The sequence below is a fragment of the Paenibacillus daejeonensis DSM 15491 genome (genome assembly GCF_000378385.1).
GTDB classification, from domain to species: domain Bacteria; phylum Bacillota; class Bacilli; order Paenibacillales; family Paenibacillaceae; genus Paenibacillus_D; species Paenibacillus_D daejeonensis.
The window spans coordinates 300,152-322,287 of sequence record NZ_KB899661.1; the positions used below are offsets into that span (position 1 = coordinate 300,152).

General features: G+C 52.6%; 13 protein-coding genes. 3 read left to right on the plus strand and 10 right to left on the minus strand.

All coding sequences use genetic code 11. From position 1 onward, the window contains the following. Positions 1 to 65 precede the first annotated feature (65 nt). The 10 genes from F556_RS36230 to F556_RS0112495 all read right to left on the minus strand — a co-directional run bounded on the left by F556_RS36230 (position 66) and on the right by F556_RS0112495 (position 17,704). Positions 66 to 1,418: a glycosyltransferase family protein gene (locus F556_RS36230; protein ID WP_020617289.1), complete on the minus strand. Its 1,353-nt coding sequence runs from the start codon at positions 1,416 to 1,418 to the stop codon at positions 66 to 68. Further along, the gene (secA, locus tag F556_RS0112445; protein WP_020617290.1) at positions 1,348 to 3,759 is read right to left on the minus strand and encodes a preprotein translocase subunit SecA; all 2,412 of its coding nucleotides are present in this window, start codon (positions 3,757 to 3,759) and stop codon (positions 1,348 to 1,350) included. Before secA ends, F556_RS36230 begins: the two co-directional genes overlap by 71 nt. 726 nt (positions 3,760 to 4,485) lie before the next feature. Next, entirely contained in the window at positions 4,486 to 6,084 is a 1,599-nt protein-coding gene (locus tag F556_RS0112460) for an extracellular solute-binding protein (RefSeq protein WP_020617291.1), read from the minus strand. Positions 6,085 to 6,186: 102 nt separating this feature from the next. Continuing rightward, the gene (locus F556_RS0112465) at positions 6,187 to 7,077 is read right to left on the minus strand and encodes a carbohydrate ABC transporter permease (RefSeq protein ID WP_020617292.1); all 891 of its coding nucleotides are present in this window, start codon (positions 7,075 to 7,077) and stop codon (positions 6,187 to 6,189) included. Between the two features lie 15 nt (positions 7,078 to 7,092). After that, on the minus strand, positions 7,093 to 8,034 hold the full coding sequence (locus tag F556_RS0112470; RefSeq protein ID WP_020617293.1) for an ABC transporter permease: 942 nt from the start codon (positions 8,032 to 8,034) through the stop codon (positions 7,093 to 7,095). A 198-nt stretch (positions 8,035 to 8,232) separates the two neighbouring features. Next, entirely contained in the window at positions 8,233 to 10,458 is a 2,226-nt protein-coding gene (locus F556_RS39065) for a helix-turn-helix domain-containing protein (RefSeq protein WP_020617294.1), read from the minus strand. Between the two features lie 257 nt (positions 10,459 to 10,715). Next, positions 10,716 to 13,877, minus strand: a complete 3,162-nt coding sequence (locus F556_RS0112480) for a glycosyl hydrolase 53 family protein (protein ID WP_020617295.1) — start codon at positions 13,875 to 13,877, stop codon at positions 10,716 to 10,718. Between the two features lie 474 nt (positions 13,878 to 14,351). Continuing rightward, positions 14,352 to 14,819, minus strand: coding sequence for an SMI1/KNR4 family protein (locus F556_RS0112485; RefSeq protein ID WP_020617296.1), 468 nt, complete (start codon positions 14,817 to 14,819; stop codon positions 14,352 to 14,354). Positions 14,820 to 14,986: 167 nt separating this feature from the next. Further along, positions 14,987 to 16,495 carry a malate dehydrogenase (quinone) gene (gene mqo / locus F556_RS0112490; RefSeq protein WP_020617297.1) on the minus strand — a complete coding sequence of 503 codons (1,509 nt, stop codon included), beginning with the start codon at positions 16,493 to 16,495 and terminating at the stop codon, positions 14,987 to 14,989. Positions 16,496 to 16,852: 357 nt separating this feature from the next. Further along, on the minus strand, positions 16,853 to 17,704 hold the full coding sequence (locus F556_RS0112495; protein ID WP_020617298.1) for an aldo/keto reductase: 852 nt from the start codon (positions 17,702 to 17,704) through the stop codon (positions 16,853 to 16,855). Between the two features lie 141 nt (positions 17,705 to 17,845). Between F556_RS0112495 and F556_RS36235 the strand changes: the two genes are divergently transcribed. The 3 genes from F556_RS36235 (at position 17,846) to F556_RS39175 (ending at position 21,966) form a co-directional block, all read left to right on the plus strand. Beyond that, positions 17,846 to 18,445: a TetR/AcrR family transcriptional regulator gene (locus tag F556_RS36235; protein WP_020617299.1), complete on the plus strand. Its 600-nt coding sequence runs from the start codon at positions 17,846 to 17,848 to the stop codon at positions 18,443 to 18,445. 430 nt (positions 18,446 to 18,875) lie between these two features. Beyond that, entirely contained in the window at positions 18,876 to 19,052 is a 177-nt protein-coding gene (locus F556_RS0112505) for a carbon storage regulator (RefSeq protein ID WP_026297263.1), read from the plus strand. Positions 19,053 to 19,248: 196 nt separating this feature from the next. Further along, entirely contained in the window at positions 19,249 to 21,966 is a 2,718-nt protein-coding gene (locus F556_RS39175) for a flagellin N-terminal helical domain-containing protein (RefSeq protein ID WP_020617301.1), read from the plus strand. Positions 21,967 to 22,136: the final 170 nt, after the last annotated feature.

The window sequence follows — 22,136 nt, forward strand, 5'->3', positions numbered from 1 at the left end:
CAGTCAAAAGGACCTCAGATCCCAACTAATTGTTGGTGTCTGAGGTCCTTTTTGCAATTCTCTGATCATGCTGTGGTTGAGCTCTGTTTCCCCAACATCGAGAGCAGTGCCTGACGGTTGGACAGCATCGTCGGATGCGTCGGTTCCAAGGCCAAGCCGCGTTCATTATATTCCAACGCCCGCTCGGTTTCACCCAATTGGACAGAGCACACACACAACTGAATATAGGGCTTCCACGTCCAGGAGCTCACATCCGATGAATGCTCCCAGTCTTCGGGCCTTGGCGTCCCAACGGCAGCGCGGAACCATGAAGCTGCCTCCTGCCAGTTGCCGCTGTCCATGCATTTGGAGCCCAGCCGGCAGTACAGCTCAGCATAGCGAAGCTCTTCAAGGGCATCTAGCAGCAACGTCCTGCCCCGCCCGACATCCCCTTGTCTTCCATAGTACGCATCCAGCGCCAAGACGACCTTCACTTGCTGCAGAGGCTCCCCCTCCCGCGCTTCCCAGCTTCTGAGCCATTGCTCCATCGCTGCTCTTTCATAGCCATAGGCGAGCATCGCTTCACCCCTGCTATGGGCATCTGCCGGCACCGTCAACCTTTGCTTCGGTTGTTGCGGAACTGCCCTATACTCAGCTGCTCCTGCGAGGTCCTCCTCCCGGTAGATATGGTAAGCCGGATAGGTCGTTTCGACAAAAAGGCCGATGCCCAGTGCCGCCGCACGTACGCAAAAATGGCGATCCTCTCCCCAATAGGTGAGGTTAGGAATCTCACGGAAATTGACCCCTCGCTCAATCGCACTGCGAGAAATGAGAGTACAGGCTCCCAAGCCGCCAACACTGTACAGACCAGGACTTCTTAGCTGAGCAAAAAATCGCTCCGCAGCCAACAACTTGTCCTCTTCAGACAACTCTAATTGACGCATGAGCGGATCATGCTCGTATTCCCCATGCACCCATACCTGCGGCATAGCCAGCGTGCCCGGCTGCCAGCTGGTCCAGTAGACCGTGCAGACAATATCTCGATCGGCTTGCAGCAGTTGGGATAACGTAGCCGGATGGAACAGCAGGTCCGAGTCTGCCAAGAACACGTGGGTGTAGCTCTCTGTCCGGCCCATTGAGAGAATCCGATCCTTCATCGCCGCGACTTTCCATACGGTAGCCTCCCGCCACTGATGGGCGCCTTCCCCTTGTTGACCTTCATTCACCGGGTTAGCTTCTCGAATGACGCGTGTTCGTCCCGTCTTTCTTGAGAACTGAGCTAGGAGCTCTGAGGAGGCCGGATCCGTATTATCATCAAAAAACATATAATCGATCTCGTGCTCCGGCTGTTCCAGCCCCCGCAGCGAGTCAAGAAACAGCTTGAGAATGGTCGGGGTCTGCCTGATTGGACTGCCAATCAGAATCCGGGGCTTGGGCATCGGTCGTGTTCCTCTCTACAATTGCGATTTTTAAAATAGCCCGCACGCTCTCCTCTTCAATCGAGGCTACCATGCGCTTGAACAGATTATGGCCTTCGCTCTCATATTCCTGGAGTGGATCTTGTCCCGAATACACCCTCAGGTGAATCCCCTCCCGGAGCTGCTCCATATCCCGAAGATGCTCCTGCCAGTACTGATCCGCCATCCGAATCAGGGTGAAGCGCTCAAAGCTCCGACATGCCTCAGCACCAAGAATCGTTTCCCTGCGTTCGTAGAGAGACATGGCCTTCGCGGCTAACACCTCGGTCAGCTCTTCCACTGACTTGCCCACTAGCTCCTCCCGTGTCACCATTGCTGGATCCAGAACCTTTTGTTCTGCGTAAGATACCAGCTTGTCCAGCTCCCAATGCTCAGGAATAGCCGCTTCCGGGCAATAAAGGACCAACGCCTGCTTCAGGACCGAGTCAATCATTGCCTTCATGATTGCTCTGGTATCCCCCCCACGCAAGATATCCTCCCGGTCGCGATAGATCCGCTTGCGCTGACGGTCCAGCACCTCATCGAATTGCATGACCCGCGTCAAAGCCTCGAACTGAATGCCTTCGACGATATTCTGAGCCGTCTCAATGCTGCGGGTAATAAGAAGGCCTTCCAGTGGGGCCTGCTCGTCATAGCCTTGCTTCTCCAGCTTGGCCTTCATTGCAGCCGAGTCAAATCGCTGCATCAGCTGATCCTCCAGCGACAAGAAGAATTGACTCGATCCGGGATCACCCTGCCGACCTGCCCGGCCCCGGAGCTGATTGTCGATCCGCCTGCTGTCGTGGCGCTCCGTACCGATCACATGCAGACCACCGAGCTCCGCCACGTCCTCACCCAACCGGATATCTGTACCCCGTCCCGCCATATTCGTCGCTATGGTCACCGCACTCCGCTGCCCGGCCTCCCGAATAATCTCCGCTTCCTGCTGATGCGCATGAGCGTTGAGAACGCGGTGGGGAATACCCTTATCCGTCAGCAGAGTGGAGAGCCGTTGCGATTTCGCAATAGAGACTGTTCCGACCAACACGGGTTGACCCGCCGTATGCCGCTTCGCCACTTCCTCCGTTACCGCGCCGTACTTGGCCGCCTCCGTCTTGAAGATGACATCTGGCAGGTCACGACGAATGTTTGGCCGGTGGGTAGGGAGCGTCACGACCTGCAAGCCGTATACTCTGCGGAATTCGTCTGCATCCGTACGTGCCGTACCGGTCATGCCAGCGATCCGTGGATACATTCGGAAATAATGCTGCAAGGTAATCGCCGCATGGGTCATGCTCTCTGCATGCAGTTGGAGACCTTCCTTCGCTTCAATCGCCTGATGCAGCCCGTCACTGTAACGCCGTCCGTCCATCAGCCGCCCAGTATGCTCATCCACCAGGACAATCTCCTCGTTCTTGACCACATAATCTACGTCCCGGCGCAACATATGATGGGCTCGCAGCGCTTGATTAATATGATGATTAATCAGAACATGATCCTCCGAGAACAGATTATCAATGCCAAAGTACTCCTCCGCATGGCGTACGCTGGTCTCGGTCAGTACAATCGCGTTCAGATGCGGATCTACGTTAAATCCCGACTCTGCCCGCAGGGTAGCGGCGAACAGATTGGCGCGGAAATAATGCTCCGTGCTCTGCCGGGCACGGCCAGATATGATAAGCGGGGTCCGCACCTCATCGATCAGAATGGAATCCACCTCGTCAATGAGTGCATAGTAGAGCGGTCGCTGGACCGTCATCTCATCGAGCACCGCCAAGTGATCATGCAAATAATCAAACCCGAACTCGCTCGATGTGCCATACGTAATATCGCAGGCATAGGCCAGACGCCGCTCCTCGCGGCTCATCCCTTTGACAACACAGCCCGCAGAGAGACCAAGATAACGGAAAATGTCTCCCATCATTCCGCAATCGCGCTGGGCCAGATAATCATTCACAGTAGCGACATGCACGCCCTTGCCTGTCAGCGCATGCAGATACACCGGCAGCGTGCCAGTCAACGTCTTGCCCTCGCCGGTCTGCATCTCCGCAATATGTCCCTCGGCTAACGCAACCCCGCCCATCAGCTGCACACGAAAATGCCGTTCTCCCAACACTCGATGGGCTGCTTCGCGGACAACGGCAAAGGCCTCGGGGATCAAGGATGTAAGTGAGGCGCCATTTTGGAGTTGCCCACGAAATCCTTCACTCTTCGCTCGCAGTTCTCCAGCCTGAAGCACCGATAGGTCTTGAGCATAAGCCTCGATTCGATCTGCCACCTGTCCCAGCCGCCGAATCTCGCGCGCCTGATTGTCCTCAAACATCTGTTTAACTCTTCCGAGCATGGTATCGATCCTTTCTGATCGTCGTTCTCCAATTATACCATTTTTTTCTGATTAGTAGCCTAAAAAACAGGACACCAACGGTATGATATAATTAGGAAAATCAAGGAAGCGGCAGGTGATGAACACCAGACAACCAAGCCCTTCCGAACACAATGGAAGACCGACTGTATGGAAAGGAGGGTAATCATGAAAAAGCTGAAATACGCACTGATTTTCTTTGCAGGTATGCTTACCTATTTCCTCATCTCGACCATTCTTACTCAGTCCTCTTAGAGGATGGCTCGTTTGCTGGAATCACTTATGGAGCGTGCCCCCCTATGCCCGGTACCAAAGTACGCCGATGCCGCTAATGCTTGCCACGCTCTCCTTATTGGAGGCTGGCAGGGCGCATACGGGTGCTGCAACGAAAGAAACTTTACTTGGAGACGCTGGCGAGACGCATTCGCGAGCTGCAACGAAAGAAACTTTACTTGGAGACGCTTGTGGGGCGCATTCGCGAGCCGCAACGAAAGAAACTTTACTTAGAGACGCTGACGGGGCGCATACGGGAGCTGCAACGAAAGAAACTTTACTTAGAGACGCTGGCGAGGCGCATACGGGTGCTGCAACGAAAGAAATTTTACTTAGGATGCCTGCTCCAGCCTGCAACGCAAAAAACGTTCGCCCCGTCTGCCATAGGCAGGGGGCGAGCGTTACTAATGCTTTTTATTTGTATTCAGCGGCATAGATTTGCAGCTTCTCATCCATCACTTCTTGTCCGCCGATATTCATGTAATCTTGAACTTCGCTGTCGTAAATCCGGTCGAAATCTTCCGGCTTGGCCGTGATAACCTTGACGAAGATCTCATCATGCTTCTCCTTCAGCGTTCCTGCATACTTCATCTCGGATTCGATCGGCGTGCTGGTGCGCACGGGCAGTACCCCGTCCCTGCCGCCTTTTTCAATACTCTCGATGGTGAAGTCCTTATGGTTCGGTTCGGACGCATTCGCAGCAATATTCAGACTCTCATCGGTGGCGCTAACGAACTTGCCATTCAGGATAATGGCGTAGTCCGGATAATTATAAAGCGTCTGTCTGGCCAGATCGTTGTCCAATACTACCGGTACGCCGTCCTGCATCTCGTACGTCTCGCCTTCAATCCCGTTCTGCAGCGCGATGACGTTCTCTGGCTGCGCCATCCAATCCAGATATTTGATGACGGCCTCTGCGTTTTTACTGGCTTTCGGTACGAAGATATACAGTCCGTTCGGCGAGTAGAGCGCTTTGGGATATTTGCCGTCCGGTGTATTGAACGGGTCAATCGGAACCAGCTCTGCCTCAGGGTCCGCTTTGTACACCTCAGCCAAGTAGCCTTGGTAGACAGGCTCATTGGTGTTGGTTGTACCCGCTCCTACCCATCCATTGATCAGATCCTTTTGGAATTTCTGGGGATCCTTGTTCATGGTAAGCGGGAAATCCGGGTCGAGCAACCCTTCATTGTATAGTTGATTGATGTAGCGGAAGCCTTCCTTGTTGCCTGGCAGCAGCCACTCGGGCACAGCGAAGAAATCTTCGTCGGTAATATTGTTCCAATCCAGAAGCGAGTATTGAAGCGGTTTCAGATGGAACGGGTCAATATTGCTGTACGGGATCACATTGTCGCCTGACTTGCCAGGCTTCTGTTCTTTGAATGCCTTCAATGCATTGTGGAACTCTTCGGTTGTCGTTGGGACTGGCAAGCCCAGCTCATCCAGCCAATCCTTGCGGATCATCGTTGTACTCTGCGGGAGCAGGACACGACGCGCCGGGATGGCATATTGCTTCTCATCGAACACACCATAGGCCATAACCTCTTCACCCAGAACTTCCTTCAAGTTCTGACCGTATTGCTCGATCAGTGGACCAAGATCGGTCAGTCCCCCGTCCTTCACATACTTCTCCACCGTAGGCTTGTCGTACGTGTACACGAGGTCAGGGGCTTGATTCGCAGCCATTAGCACATTCAGCTTTTCGACTTCCTGGGTACGTGGGACAGCGACGAATTCGACCTTGATGTTGTTCGGATCGCCGAAGTTCTCTTGTACATATTGGGTCATGAAGTTATCTGTAATCGGCGGCGCACCGGCCGGCGTGTTGTTGCGGTCGAACAATTCGACCCGAAGCGTAATCGGTGCGGCATTATTGCCTGTCGTTCCTGTATTGCCTTCAGTTCCCGTACCTTCTCCCCCACTGCCTCCGTTGTTGCTGCTGCAACCGGCAATCAGGGCAGCGGCCACCAGAACAGCCATCGTACGCGTGGACCATGGACCAGTTAACCATTTCAATGAGACCCTCTCCTTCTAGTCATTAATATACACTATATAGCAACGTCCACCAGGTCTCCCCGGCAGCAGCGACTACCTCAATCGGGCGCCACTTCAGCGCCATTAGCCTTTGACCGCGCCAATCATCATACCAGACACAAAATAGCGCTGCAGCCAAGGATATACCAACAGAATCGGCACCGTAGCGAACATTATCGAAGCCGCCTTCAAGCTCTCGGGCACCGGAGGCGCCGTACTGAGGCCTTCCAACATACTGTTGACTTGGCTATTCACAACCATTTCGTATAACCGCAGTTGGAGCGGGTACAGCTCCGGCTTGGTAATGTAGAGCAGCGCATCCATGAATCCGTTCCATCGTCCTACGGCGTAGAACAGACTGAGCGTCGCCAGGACCGGCAACGACAGCGGCAGAACGACACTGAACAAGACACGATATTGCCCTGCGCCATCCATCCGGGCAGACTCCTCCAACTCCACGGGAATCGAAGAGAAGAAGGTTTTGATAATGAGTAGATAAAAGGCATTGACCGCTCCGGGCAAAATCAGCGCCCAGACCGTATCCAACAGATTCAGATTACGAATCAACAGATATTCGGGAATCATGCCGCCGCTAAAGAACATCGTCAGGACGATGACGAACAGAAAGACATCGCGCCCTCTCAAGTGCTTCTTGGTGAGCGGGTAGGCCGCCATAATCGTCATCGTCATGGAGATGACCGTAAACAGCGCGACCAGCATAATCGTGAAGCCCAGCGATTGAATCATCTGCGGATTGCCGAACACCGTTTTGTAAGCCGTAAAATCGATCTCCAGCGGGAACAGCGTGACTCTGCCTGCCATGATGGCGCTGTTCCCGCTCATGGACAAAGCCAGAATATGAACCATCGGTAGCAGACACAGCAAGCTGGCGATTGAAATCAGAACGACGATGAGGATATCCATCACCCTGCTGTTCCCTTTAGCCCGGGATGCCGCGTGAGCGTTGCTTTTCATAGGTGAATCGCCTCCTTACCAGATTCCTTGGTCATTCACTTTGCGAGAGATATAATCGGCAGACAGCAGGAAGATCAAACCCACCACAGCCTGGAACAAGCCGATTGCCGTCGCAATCGTATAACGGGCCGACTGGATACCAATCTTGTATACATACGTACTGATAACCTCGGATACGTTGGTGACCAGCGGATTACTAAGGACAAAAGGCCGGTCAAAGCCAATGCTCGCCATATGGCCAATATTGATAATCAGAAGAATAATGATGGTCGGCTTGATACCCGGCAGCGTAATATGCCACATCTTGCGCAGCCGGTTCGCTCCGTCCACCTCTGCCGCCTCATATAGATCCTTGTTGATGCCCGTTAAGGCAGCCAGATAGATTATCGTGCCCCAGCCGGCGCTCTGCCAGACGCCAATACCAAGATAAGTGGCGACCCAGTAGAAGGGCTCGGTCAAGAAGGGAATCGCCTGGAGACTGAACGATTTCAGCACATTATTGACGATGCCTGTATTGGTGGCCAGCAGCTGAATGGCCATCCCGCCAATGATAATCCACGAGATGAAGTGCGGAAGGTACAGCACCATCTGGGCCCCTTTTTTGAACCACTTGATCCGTAGTTCATTGAGCAGGATAGCCAGGATGATCGGCATCGGGAAACTAATGAGCAGATCCAGCAGGTTGAGCAGCAGCGTATTGCGCAGCGCTCGGTAGAACCCGTTCATCTGAAACACTTCTTTGAAGGTGTCGAAGCCGATCCAGGGACTCGCTAGCACGCCCTGAAAAATGTTGTAGTCCTTGAATGCAATGACTACGCCAAACATCGGTCCATATTTAAAGAGCAAGAAGTAGATCATAGGGAGCACCAGCAAGGAGTACAGTTGCCAGTCGCGAACAAGGGATTTCACCTGCCATCGTGGTGCCCGCCGAGTCTTCGGGTTTGTAGTTGTTGCCATCGTCTCCCCTCTTTCCGTTGCAATGTTGTCTCAGCCGGTCTGACGTATGTAAATGTACCATCGGTGAAAGCCCTCGCATATTGACAGGAATTTGATGGTTAACGCCTGCCTTTATGCGGGCTTTCCAAGGGCCTTTACCTTTTTTTCAGACTTAACGCCCATAAAAAAATCTGCTGTCCACCAGCAGATTTGTAGGAATCAACGTTGCGTACGGTGAATCGCCCGGTACTCGCCAGGCGGGAATCCAAATAGCTTCTTGAACGCCCGATGGAAGGACAATACATGCGAATAGCCTACCTTCTCAGCAATCGCTTGTACCGGCTCATCGGACTCCAGCAGCATACGGCGACCGTGCTCCAGGCGAACCTTCAACATATAATCAATAAATTTCTCTCCCGTCTCCTTCTTAAAGAGCACACTTGCGTGACTGGCAGGGATGCCAAATTCATCGCTCACACTCTGCAGAGACAGTCCCGGATCAGCATAACTGGCATCAATCTTCTCCTTCATCTGCATCGCAACGGAGTGGTTGCTGCAGCGCTCCCGCAAGCGTTCGAATTCGCCTGCCAGCTTATCCAGAACAGCCTCCAATTCCAGATGTAGCTCCTCCAGCGTCTCGACTTCCTCCATAATCGTCAGGAACTGCTCTTTGTATGCCTCCTGCCAGACGGACTTCAACTCTGTCGACTGAGTTGCTATATCCTTCTCCAGGTGCTGAATGATTCCGGTAACAAGTGCGGTCAGGTCCGTCTTGGCAATTCTCCGCTGATGCAACCGCTGGATCATGTCCGCCAGTCGCTCACGCCATTGGCCATCGCCCTTGCGCAGCAGATGGGCGAGCTCCGGCAGAGCATTGTACGTCACGTATTCCTCCTCCCCCGACTTGGCTGCAGCCATCCGATTATCGATGACGGTATTGGTACCGAAGACGGCTTTGTACGAAACATTAGCCTCCGCATTACGATAAGAGAGGGCAATGGCATCCATCTCATCGGAGATGGCGCCGATTCCGACGGAGACCGTCAGCTGCAGATTGTTACTAATCCACTCCCGGTATTCCTCACTAAGGTCAAATAAGGTCTGGGCATACGTTTCCGCCGATTCGTCCAGGAAGAGTAGAAAAGCCATCTGATGCGGCTTGGTCCAGGCATTGCACAGCGCAATCCCGCGATTCTGCGCATGTTCACGAAATGCACTTTCGACAATATATTTCAACAGCCGCTGGTCCGTCGGCTTGTAAGCCTCTGTAAATGCGGCATAACGGTCAATCTCAATTGTTACTACGCCAAGACGTGCATAGGTCGTCGGCAATCCCAACTGGTCAGCTTGCTCCTTCCATTGCAGGTCGCTTACGGTCCGATGCCCCTCCAGTAACTCCTGCAAGAGAATACGCTTACGATGCTGTGTATCGGCAGCATGCAGCGTATCGTAATCAACGGATTTTTTGAGCAACTGATCAATGGCCGATTCGATGAGCTTGAACTCATTGTTGGGTCCTTTGAGGCCCAAGGCACCGCTTTTCTTGGCTGCAAATGTATTGACTTTCTCCACCAGCGTCTGAATCGGCTTGTAGTGCACATGCGTTATAATCGTAAACCAGACCAGGGCCAGCACAATAATGACAAGCACCAGGATAATCCACACATTGGAGAGCAGGGACAGCGCTGAATACCCGGAGGCATTGACACGATCGACATAATACGTCCACCCGGTATAGCTCGACACCGCTCGCAGCGGAGTATTGGACAAGTCGGCATCTCTGGGTTGGAACGGCTGCTGATTCGCATCCAAGATATGAACCTTGCCTCGATTTTCCTGATTGTATTGGTTCAAATATTCAATCATGGAGCTGACATAAATATTAATGACGATCGTGCCTTTTTGCTGCGTTGAAAACGGATACGTTTTGGCCAAGGACACCACCATCTGGCGGTTGCGGTCAATGGTGGACAACGTATACTCCCGCGGTCCCGTCCATTCTGATTGTGTTGACGTATCCAGGGCCCCCATTAAAAACTCCCGGTCAGCAAAAGCTTCTAGATCGTAGCCATTAGAATCAGCCAGCACCATGTGATTGTCTTCGTTATAGAGATAGATTGAAGCAACGAAAGGGAAGGTCGTCTTTAATTCCAGTAGTTTTTTTTGAATCGTGTAGTAGTCGTATATTTCTTTGGGATGGTCCGAAAAAAAATCCCGCAGCACGCGGTCTGTGATCAGCGCACTCACAGCATTGCGTTCGATGAGCTGCAGATTGGCTTCGGTATTCTGCATCATCTGGCTTACAATTGCTTTGTTCGTTTCGATGTACCGATTTTCTGATTGATGGTTCAAGGTTGAAAACAGGACAAAGATAACGGAAGATATGACGATGAAAAAGATCGGCGTGTACGAGAGCATCATTCGATAATACCAGTTCATCCTCATGACATTCAGCCTCCTGTCCACAAGTTTTTCGGTCATCGTACCCTTTACAGCCGTAAGCAACCTGCTGCTGCAAAGGTTCCCATATAATATCATTTCGAGATAACGCTTGCACATTAACTTTATTTAAGGGGTTAACTCCTCCGCTTAACACCAGTATACAGGGGACCTTACCTTTTTTTGGAGGTTAACTTTTTTTCAGAACATCGCAAAAAGACCTCCAGCGCCACGTGTGCATGGCGCTGAAGGCAGAATTCAAGTTACTTGCTGCTGGTTGCCGTCTGAATGTGTGTGAAAGCCCAATGGCTGGATGCGACATCAGACCAAGACGACTCGCTGGAGCCGTCCGCCGGCTCAAGTCCCATCACCCGGTTGATGAGCGTGACCATTTCAGCACGGGTAAGAGCCTGGCTTGGACGGAAGCTGCCATCCGGCAGACCTCTCATATACCCCGCTTGCCGCACAAGAGCAATGCTCTTCTCGGCCCAATGACCTGCAGTATCCGTAAATACGTTCGGCGCTTCGCCCTGCAGACTCTTCCAATGGACAAGAATCTGCGCGGCCTCGGCACGTGTAATGCCCTGCGAAGGAGCAAAGGAACCATCCGGGTAGCCGCTCATTAATCCCGCGTCAGTTACAGCACCGATTGCCTCGGCTGCCCAGCCAAATGCTGAGCTGTCAATATAATTCGCTCGCTCATGTATAGCAGCGGCAGCTGCGCCGATTCGGGACAGGATCGCTGCGAACTCCGCACGCGACACCGCCTGATCTGGACGGAATGTTCCATCCGGATAGCCTTGCATATAAGCCCCGAAAGCCGGTGGCAGCTGTGTCTCTGGGTTGCTAATTGGCGGATCCTCCTCCTCCGTCTCATCCGGAATTTGCTCGGTTGGCGGAGGAGTGACCGGTATCACGGGTGTTCCAGGATGGACGGGAGCGCCAGGATCACCTGGATTCTCTCCCGGCGGATTCGCGGTGTACGCTCGGTCAAGACTGACATAGAAATCGTCAATTGTTCCCCAGGCACCGCCACCCGCCTTCATTCGTGCACCGATCGTAAGCGTGCCATCGGTGACCAGGATGTCTTCAATGGACGGGGTACTCCACTGCACCCAGCCCCGCACACTGGTAGCAGTATCGATTTCCTTGCCGCCTGTGACGGCATAGAGACGCATATCTGCATTGGCTGCATCCCCACCCTGGATAGCCATCGACAGGTTGTAGTATCCCGGCTTCAGTCCGGTGATTGTCTGCTCGACCTGGAAATCTACCCCCGCAGCAGAATAAAAGTGAAGCGCGTAGTTGCCCGTGCGGGCATCCGATGCCTTGTTCTGGTAAGTCGTATGCGGGGAGCTTCCTTCCCCATAGGTGATCTTCCACATGCTCCGGTCGCTACTCTCGAAACTGCCGTTGTGCACATGGTTTTCTTTCTTAATTGTGAGCACCGCACGGACACTGTTCCCGGCCGCTACGCGCCCTTGGATGGTATAAGTGCCCGGTCCGCGCTGAATGGCCTGCTCCAATGCGGACTCATCCCATGTCACTGCTGTGGCGTCTGTACTCCCATCATTGTAGGTAACACTCACGGTTGCAGGCAGCGAAATGGTCTCCCCGGCAATCGCATCGACCGCGATGTCCTTGATCTCATCGATGGCTATTGGCGCGACTGCACCCGTATCAATGTATTTGAAGACATTAATGGAGGACAGAGGATGGCCCTGGAAGTCGAACAGCGCCTGGTTGTCAACCGCGCTGCCGCCGTACCACTCCCCCGCATCATGCGGATCGTACTCCGCAGCGTAGCTGGAGGCCCAGCCCGAGCCATATCGCTCCCAAATCGTCTTATTCTGCTCCAGGTTCTCGCTTGGTCCTACCGGCAGCCAGGCTGGCTCCCAATAGAAAGCGCCGATCCCCGCCTCGCCAATCTTTGCGACCGCTTCGAAGACGTCGCGCAGGGCATGCGCCTGCCCTTGCACCGTTACCGGGTAATTGATGGCCTGGCCTGAACCGCCCGGTGCCGTATTGCCATGGCCGTCACCGTCCTCCCGCGTATACGTGTAGGAAGTCTCGGCGACCATGACCTTCTTGCCGTAGGTATCCGCCACCTGCTTCAGTACCGCGGTCAGATTGCTAAGGGTTCCATGCCAGAACGGATAATACGAGCTGGCAAAGACGTCATAGTCGACGTTGTTGGCCTGGAGCGTCTGCGCATAATTCGCATAACGGCCTGACGCCTCCGGATTGGTGAAATGCAGGGCGACCAGAATGTCCGGGTCGATCTCCCGGACCGCGCGGCTGCCTGCATTGAACAGCTCGCTCATTCGGGTCCAGTTATTCTCACCAGCCATCTGACCATTGGTTTCGTTGCCGACCTGCACCATGCCGATATCGATGCCAGCGTCCACCATCGCTTGCAGACTCGTCTTGGTATAGTCATAGAGCGCTTGCTTCTTCTCCTCGAAGCCCAGGCCTGCCCACGCCTTCGGCGCTTTCTGCTTGGCCGGATCGGCCCAGAAATCAGAGTAATGGAAATTCACGAGCAGCTTCATCCCGTTCGCTGTCGCTCGTTCTCCAATAGCAATGGCCGTATCCAGGTCGTTGTTGCCGCCTCCATACCCATTGCCCCCGGAATCATACGGATCATTCCATATGCGGACCCGTACATAATTGACCCCCGCTTCGCTGAAGGTTGTGAACATGTCCTGCTCATTGCCCTCGTCGTTGTAGAAGCGCACGCCGCTCTCCTCCAACGCAATCACGCTGGAGATGTCGACCCCACGGATAAAGTCCGGTGTCAACCCCTCAACCTTCTTCACGAAGATGTCAGCATCAACGGGACTCGTCTGTTGGCCCGCTGGCTGTAGCGTGAACCCGTCGAGATAGCCCCACGCCCCCGGACTACCGTGGATGACAGCACCAATCTCCAGATTCGTTGTATCCTCTGTCAGCTCGAAGGTATACCGAACCTGTCCCCACGCATTATAGCCCGTCGTGGCGACAGGTTCCTGCTTATCGCCGCCCGCAAACAGCTCTACCCGTCCTGCCTCGCCGCCTGATCCGCCCATCGAGCCGACCGTGAGCGCATAGGTACCTGCGGCCAATGCCGGAATAGTCTGCTTCACCGTAATGCTCTGCGCGGCTGCCGCTTGGTCATTGATCCAATACTTGAAGGCATGCGCGCCTTCGTATGGCGTGATGTAACTGTCTTCAGCGTATGCATAATATTGCACGTCCACCTGATTCCAATTCTGTGTCTCCACAGTCCAGGAGCCGTCCTGCCAGAAATCGTGCTCGAATCCCCCGTTTGCCGCGCTTGGCACTGGCTCTGCTGCTGCCCTCGGCGTGCTCCAGGAGAATGTGAACGAGCTGACCGTTAACAAAACCGCCAGCAGAAGTGATATCCCCTTTGATGCTTCCCCCATATCCCTTCACCTTTCCGCTTTCATATTTGCAAGCGCTACCAAGTAATCTGGCAGCCTTGCCTCTCTTTCACTATAGCAGCGGCCCAGAGCGGAGGGTACGTATCAAACCGAAACATTTTGTATGCTTTGACAAGGTTCTTTTGGGGGTGGGGTAGATATGGTGAATCGCTAGGGTGAATGGATATGGTGCATATGTTCCGTTATTCGCTGCATATAGGTGGATCTAACGGATTTGTGGCGCATATGTTCCGTTATTGACTAACTAACCATTGGTTACCTTGGCATTTGCAGCGAATAGCGGAAAATAGAAGCCCTATTCTTAATTTCATGCACCATTCGGACAGTTTAGCGGAAAAAATGCTCCCAATGATCAAAAATCGTAGCCCCGCACCCGCACCCGTATCTGCCTCTCCCTGGGGTACAGCAGCATGATTATAGCTTTACAAACAGCCACCGCACAGCAAAAAGACGGGCTTATCGCCCGCCTTCCCGTTCATCGATCAATTGCTCTAAAAACGCAGCAAATGTCGGTGCGTATTCAAAAATCTCTGCGTTGATCAAATCGAAGCACATGACAGGGAATTCCCCTTGCTCGTCTCGAGCCGACGTGTCAAAGAAGAACAACTCGTCCGCATCCGGTATGAATAGGTCCAAGCGGCTCGGGAACTGTCTCCGCCAATCCTCATCCTCCAGATGAAGCCGATAATTATAGAGCACATCATTGTCAGCGATATCCCGGTGCTCTGCCGGCGCCAAACCGAAGATGTCCCCGCCGTTCAAGTGGCCGCTGTTGTAATGAAGCAGCCACCAGCGATACGAAGGCGGCAAGGCGAAGCCCAACTCTGTCTCTGCCTCCGCAATAGATGCCTCGTCCGTTCCGTGACCCGGAAACCAGCGGATCGCCTTGGTGTTCGCCAGCTTAGTGGATAATTGTTCGTACATTATGATTAGCCTCCTTTTTCGTATGTAACTTCTGATTGGCTAGGAGTACTGCTAGATCTATGCTGTCTCCGCTTTAATACGGGGAGCTACGGTATATGGATTCGCAATTTAGCAAAAAAACAGCCTTTATCCCCCGACGAGAGATAAAGGCCATTCCGTATCCATACTTACACCGATTGCTTGACTTTCTTCGTCTTGCCCGAAAGTCCTAGCACCTGTACATTGCTTGCATCCAGTTCCCGAATCAGCTCCGGCTCCGACAATAATTTCTTCCCGTAGGAGGGGATCATCTCTTTGATCTTGGGCTCCCACTCAGGCAGCTGGCTCGGGAAGCACTTCTCGATAACCTCCAGCATAACGGATACGGCTGTCGAAGCACCCGGCGAAGCACCGAGTAGGGCAGCGATGGAGCCGTCAGCCGCGCTGATGACCTCCGTGCCGAACTGCAGCGTTCCTTTGCCTGCCGGCGTGTTCTTAATGATCTGTACCCGTTGACCGGCTACCAGCAGCTCCCAGTCTTCGCTCTTGGCGCCTGGTACGAAATCTCGCAGCTCATTGATCCGCTTTTCCTTGGAGAGCATGACCTGCTTGATCAGATACGTCGTCAGCGGGACGTTCTTCACCCCTGCAGACGTCATCGTAATGAGGTTATGTCCCTTCACCGAGGTGATTAGGTCAAACATTGAGCCAAACTTCAGGAACTTCGGTGAAAAGCCAGCGAAGGGTCCGAAGAACAGGGATTCCTTGCCATCGATGAAACGGGTATCCAGATGCGGAACCGACATTGGCGGTGCGCCGACTGGCGCTTTGCCGTATACTTTGGCGTGGTGTTGGGCGACGATTTCCGGCTTGCGGCAGACCAGGAAGATCCCGCTGACGGGGAAGCCGCCGATCGCCTTGCCCTCGGGGATGCCCGACTTCTGGAGCAGATGCAAACTGCCACCGCCACTGCCGATGAAGACGAACTTGGCATTCAACCGTTCAATGCCACCATTCTGTGTGTTACGCACTTTGAGCTGCCACGTCCCGTCGCTGGCACGCTTGATGTCGTCGACATTTTGGTTGTAGCGCATATCCACTTTTTTGCGTTTCAAGTGTTGGAACAGCAGGCGCGTCAAAGAACCAAAATTGACGTCCGTTCCCGAATCAATCTTGGTAGCCGCGATCGGCTTGTTCGTGTTGCGGTCCTTCATAATGAGAGGAATCCACTCATTCAGCTTGGCCGGGTCATCGGAATATTCCATGCCTTCAAACAGCGGATTGGCAGACATCGCTTCAAACCGCTTCTTCAAAAACGCTACATCCTTCTCACCTTGCACGAAACTCATATGCGGCAGCGGCACGATAAAGTCGCGCGCACTCTTGATCATCTTCTTCTGAACCAGATAGGACCAGAACTGCTGGGAAACGCGGAATTCCTCATTGACCTTGACGGCTTTGCTAATATCCATTGTACCGTCTGGTTTCTCGTTCGTGTAGTTCAACTCGCACAAGGAAGCATGGCCGGTTCCGGCGTTGTTCCATTCGTTAGAGCTCTCCTCGCCAGCGGTAGACCGTCTTTCCAAGACCGTTATACTCCAATCGGGTGCTAGCTCCTTCAGCAGGGAGCCCAGCGTTGCACTCATAATGCCGGCACCGATCAAGATGACATCTGTTGTCGTTTGTCTGTTGCCCATCATTACCATCCTTATATCTTAAGATTTGCAGAAAGGATGCCGGCGCTCCAGCTTAAAACGCCACAGCAAAGCCCGAGCGCAGATGAATCATACACCCCTCCGAATCACTATATACCTTTCTATTTTATCACTATTGGAGTTGGATTAACATATCTATTTGCTGGGGCATGTGGGAACCACATGCCGGGGCAAGCGGGAACGGCTTGCCGGGGCATGCAATATTGTTGTTCTAGCTGCCGCACTGGGTGCAACTTCCTAACAAAAAAACCTCTTAACACTTTAAAGTGTTAAGAGGTTTTTTATATCTCTAATACAAGTTGTCTGGGCAGCGATTACCTATCGTTCTATGCTAGACGTTTACTGATCAAGTCTGAGGGTATCCATCCACTTCACAATTTCAGGGTCACTATGCGAAAAAAATGCACTCTCGCCCTTATCCAAGCCGGCAATCTTCTCCATATCTGACGCATTCAACTCAAAATCAAAGCTATTGAAATTCTCGATAATTCTATCCTTATGCACAGATTTGGGAATGGCAACGACTCCTCTTTGGGTCAACCAACGCAAGACCACCTGAGCTACAGATTTATTATACTGCTTTGCAATAGAAGCCAAGACTTCGTTTTGAAAGAGTTTGTTTCTTCCTTCAGCGAAAGGTCCCCAGGACTGGATTTGCACGTTCATCTCTTTCATAACTTTTTCCGCTTCTATTTGTTGATTAAAAGGATGGGTTTCAACCTGATTTACTGCAGGTACGACTTCATTATGAAGAATCAGGTCCACCAGCCGATCGGGGTAAAAGTTGCTAACGCCAATCGCTTTTATCTTACCCTCGTGATAGAGCTCCTCCATCGCCCGCCAAGATCCGTATACATCTCCGTAAGGCACGTGAATTAAATACAAATCTAAATACTCCAGCTGTAACCGTTCCAGTGATTTCTGAAATGCGATCTTGGTTTTCTCGTAGCCCGCATCCTGAGCCCATAGCTTGGTCGTAATAAACAGTTCTTCTCTTGGAATACCACTCTGTTTGATTGCCTTGCCTACCGCCTCTTCATTCATATAAAGAGCAGCCGTATCGATTAAGCGGTAGCCTGCCAGAAGAGCGTCGAGCACAGCCTGTTCACATTGCTCCGGGTCTTCAATTTGATACACGCCAAATCCTATTAACGGCATTTCCACCCCATTGTTCAAGGTTACGCTTGGCATAAAAACTCCTCCTTCAATTTGTACATCTGATGTGAAAACATGTTATCGACGGATACTGTTGCTCCGTATGATTTGTTATTATATAATCCCCTTAAATGCTCAGTCAATAAATGGAAGACATGTGAAACAGGAGGGCTGTTTGTGTATCATATCAGCTGCGATAGACGCTCCATCCAGTCCAGCGAGTGGATTTATGAGGCCTTGCAAAAGCTAATCGAGGAAAAGTGTTACGAGGATATCAGTGTGACGGATATCGTCAATCAAGCCAACTTGGGAAGATCCACCTTTTACCGAAGTTTTGAACATAAAGATGACGTGCTTAGATATAAGTGCCACCAAACCTGCTTAAGTCTCAATGATTATCTCGTCGATTATCAATTGCAGCATGGCGACCTGACGAGCTCAGCTGCAACGGCACCGTTCTTTACGTTCTGGTCCGGTCACGCCGATTTGCTTGAAACGATAATCAAGATCAACAGAACGGACATTTTGACCGATGCCTACTCGGAAATTCTCAAACAGATTTATATCGAACAAAATGATTCCGCAATTGGTTTACCAGAAGAACACATTGAGTATTTAACAGCTTCCATTGCCGGCTCTTCAACCAGCGTATTGATCCAGTGGGTCAAGAATAAGCGTCGCGAACTGCCGGGCGATTTAGCCCAAATTGTCACCCCATTTTTTATGACCCACTCTACCCAATTGGGCAAAAGAAAGGCAATGTGGAGATCAAGATAATGGCACCAGTCCTAATCCAGCACGTGCGCAGATTATTTTTTAAAAAGCTCTAAATAAATGTATTCCTTATGCCGATGAAAGAGCTAAAGTAGATATCCGCTTCCTCAAGGACGAGTAGAAGCGCAGGTGTTTCAGGGACGATTACGTTCTTCTTCAAAATACAAGAAAGTATAGGATTCTCCTATTTACTTGGCTTGTATTTCCCTGGAATGAAACTTGCGACGCCGCCAAAAGACGACGTTAGCCGTTTCACCTTGCCATGCGCGCTAGTCGTCTTTTTGCTGTGCGCTCAGGTACCATCACCACAAACCATATCAGTCTTAGGGATGAGCAAACCAATCGCCGTTACTCTTCAGGACGAAGAAGGCTGCGATATGTTTGCTCATTTTTTTGTACCCATTTTACCAACCAAGATTAGGGAGATGAGCCCATGCTCGTATTAGGGAGAAAGCCAGGAGAATTTATCATGATCGACAACAACATTATGGTGAAGGTGATCAAGAGCGATGAGGGACATCTGCGTCTGGCCATTGATGCACCTCGGCACATCTCCATCGTTCGTGGTGAGTTGGCGGAACGGAGCGGCAGCACGCAAGATAACGAATAACGACTAGCGACAACCATTCTTATTATCTACCACTTAAGGAAGAGTGGTGTGTTCAGGGAAGAACCGCGTGAAGTCCCTCACGGCTTGCAATCAGCGCGCGATTGGCAAGGTGAGCGCGGCAGGTCTCACGCATGGGCTTCAAACAGGATGCAAATGGAGAGGTATCCTGAATCACACCACACGGAGGTAGAAAAGAATGAGAATTAATCACAACATCGCGGCATTGAACACGCACCGGCAGCTGGCAACGAACAACGTGGGCACAAGCAAATCACTGGAGAAGCTGTCTTCCGGTCTGCGGATTAACCGTGCCGGCGACGATGCGGCGGGTCTGGCGATTTCCGAAAAAATGCGGGGGCAAATCCGCGGCTTGGAGCAGGCTACCCGCAACTCGCAGGACGCGATCTCCCTGATCCAAACGGCTGAGGGTGCACTAAGCGAGACGCACAGCATTCTGCAGCGCATGCGCGAGCTGGCTGCGCAATCGGCGAACGGCACGAACTCCACGGAGGATCGTCAGGCGATTCAGGAGGAAGTCAACCAGCTGACCTCCGAAATCAACCGGATCGGCAATACAACCGAGTTTAACACCAAGAGCCTGCTCAAAGGTGAGCTCAACGTGGAGACGGCAAAAACGGCTAACGTAACTGGCGGAGCTGTCTCCGGCACGATTTCAATTACAGCAGCAGATACAGTTGCAACTGCTACAGGCTCTGCGCTAGGCAATGTTAACATCTCTGCGATCGGCGGCGGTACGGTAACCGGTAATGTGGCTTATAGCGATGCTTCCAACGCGGGCAGCGGTCCGAACATCCAAGCTACTTCTGCAACGGCGACGGGCACGGTAGATGCCGCTACGCTTGGCGGAACCTTCACCATTGTCGACGCCTCTACTCAAGGGGCGACAATTACTTCTTCGACCGCTTATACGACTGCCGTAGGTCCAGATGTTGATGCGAATAACAACGAGCTTACGATCAGCCTGAACGGGGTCTCTGCCTCGATTTCATTGGCTGTAGTCGATTATGACAACAGTGGTGCAGGTACCACTGCAGCTGATTTCAGAGACGATCTGCAAACCAAGATTCAAGCGCTGGGCGGGGACTTTGCCAACGTAACGGTCAATTTCAACGGTGATGGCGAGCTTGTTTTCAAAACCGCTGATGCAGGTGACAGCTTCGCCTTAGTCGGCGGCAATGCCCTCACCCATCTATCTACAGCCGGTGACGGTTCCGACCTGGTCGCTGGAGCGGATACGCCGAACAATGAACTTACGCTGACGGTTGGCGGCAATACCCAGACGATCAGCTTGGCTGCTGATACGTATGATATGGCGAATGCAGCCGGTCGCAATAGCTTCTTGGCGGACCTGAATACGCAATTGGACGGTACATTCGGCAATGGGAATGTCGTGGCTTCCTTCGAGGCCGTCACGAACCGGCTGGTACTGACCAACAACGTAGAGGGCGTAGCCAGCACGATTACCAATATTACGGGCTCGGCGGCAGCTGAACTCGGCTTGACTAGTGCGGCTTATGAGCAAGGCGGCCAGAACAATCTGCTGACGGTCTCCTTGAACGGCGTGGAGCAGACCATTAGCCTGGCTACGCAAGACTACTCCGATGCACTTGGCGGCTTGAGCGCGCAAGATTTCATCGATGATATCGAGAGCAAAATTCAAGCGCTGGGCGGCGCATTCGCAAGCGTGTCGGTTGGCTTCGACGCCGATAACAATATTGTCTTCTCAACGGCGGATGCTGCAGACGAGTTCGCCATTGTTGGCACAGGCGGCGCGGCTGCGTTAGTTGGAACTTCATTCACAACTGGCACAGAAGGATCGGGTAACAATCAACTGTCCGTCACGGTCGGTGGCGTGACGAAGAGTGTGACCCTCGCAGATGGCAACTATGACTTCACGGACGTCAACGATCGTACGGACTTCCTGACCGATCTGAACAGCAAGCTGGACACCGCATTTGGCTTAGGCAATGCCGAGGCCTCCTTCACGGCGGACAACAAGCTGGTCATCACCAACAATTTGACAGGCACTGACAGTACGATCGGCTCCATTACAGGTAGTGCATCGGCTGCGCTTGGTCTTGGCTCGGCAGAGGTGGCGCAGGGACAGAATGCCAACCACACTGGCACGTTGTTCATTGACGGCATTGAAGTGAATATTGAACTGGCAGTGGGCAACTATACTGCAGGCGGTCTGGCTTCCGACTTGCAAACCCAGATTCGAGCGGCTGACCCTGCTCTGGCCAATGCAACGGTCAGCTTGGCGGATGGCAAATTCGTCATTTCTACCGGAACGCAGGGTGCTGAAGGAACGGTATCCATCGGTGCGGACGAGCTTGCCAAAACGTTGAAATTGACAGCTTCCGAGGGAGCTCAATCGACAGTAGGCGCTGACGCTGTGGATCAAGGTCTGAAAATGCAAATTGGCGCCAATAACGGACAAACACTGACGGTGGACATCGGCGACATGCGTTCCCTGGCCCTGGGCATCTCCGGTACAAGCGCAGGCGCAGCACAGGGCTCTGTAGCCGGTGCAGCGTTCTCCGCTTTTCAAGCCGTAACCAACGGAACGAACAACACAGGCGTGGAGTATAGTCTGGATGTCACGACATCGGAGAAAGCGACCGCTGCGATCGAAGTGCTAGACAATGCGATCCGATCGGTCTCCAATGAGCGTTCCAAGCTGGGGGCGTTCCAGAATCGTCTGGAGCACACCATTAACAATCTGGGCGCTTCCGCAGAGAACCTGACGGCAGCCGAATCCCGCATTCGCGATGTAGATATGGCCAAAGAGATGATGGAGTTCACCAAGAACAATATCCTCACCCAAGCGGCCCAAGCGATGCTTGCCCAGGCTAATCAGCAACCGCAGGGCGTGCTGCAGTTACTTCGTTAAGCACTAAAGGCATCCTACGGATGATTTTAAGACACTCATAGAGGCTAGCAAAGTCAAAGGTAGCGGTTCTTCGGACCTGTAGAGGAAGAAAGGTGCGCTACAGGCGACGGTTGGCGGATCTTCGGACCTGTAGAGGAAGATAGGTGCGTTACAGCCAGCGGGTGGCGGAT

Bases quoted from the DNA above. Each gene is read 5' to 3' on its own strand.
- F556_RS36230 (WP_020617289.1), bottom strand. From the start codon at position 1,418: ATGCCCAAGCCCCGGATTCTGATTGGCAGTCCAATCAGGCAGACCCCG.
- secA (WP_020617290.1), bottom strand. From the start codon at position 3,759: ATGTTTGAGGACAATCAGGCGCGCGAGATTCGGCGGCTGGGACAGGTG.
- F556_RS0112465 (WP_020617292.1), bottom strand. From the start codon at position 7,077: ATGAAAAGCAACGCTCACGCGGCATCCCGGGCTAAAGGGAACAGCAGG.
- F556_RS0112470 (WP_020617293.1), bottom strand. From the start codon at position 8,034: ATGGCAACAACTACAAACCCGAAGACTCGGCGGGCACCACGATGGCAG.
- F556_RS39065 (WP_020617294.1), bottom strand. From the start codon at position 10,458: ATGAGGATGAACTGGTATTATCGAATGATGCTCTCGTACACGCCGATC.
- F556_RS0112480 (WP_020617295.1), bottom strand. From the start codon at position 13,877: ATGGGGGAAGCATCAAAGGGGATATCACTTCTGCTGGCGGTTTTGTTA.
- F556_RS0112485 (WP_020617296.1), bottom strand. From the start codon at position 14,819: ATGTACGAACAATTATCCACTAAGCTGGCGAACACCAAGGCGATCCGC.
- mqo (WP_020617297.1), bottom strand. From the start codon at position 16,495: ATGGGCAACAGACAAACGACAACAGATGTCATCTTGATCGGTGCCGGC.
- F556_RS0112495 (WP_020617298.1), bottom strand. From the start codon at position 17,704: ATGCCAAGCGTAACCTTGAACAATGGGGTGGAAATGCCGTTAATAGGA.
- F556_RS0112505 (WP_026297263.1), top strand. From the start codon at position 18,876: ATGCTCGTATTAGGGAGAAAGCCAGGAGAATTTATCATGATCGACAAC.
- F556_RS39175 (WP_020617301.1), top strand. From the start codon at position 19,249: ATGAGAATTAATCACAACATCGCGGCATTGAACACGCACCGGCAGCTG.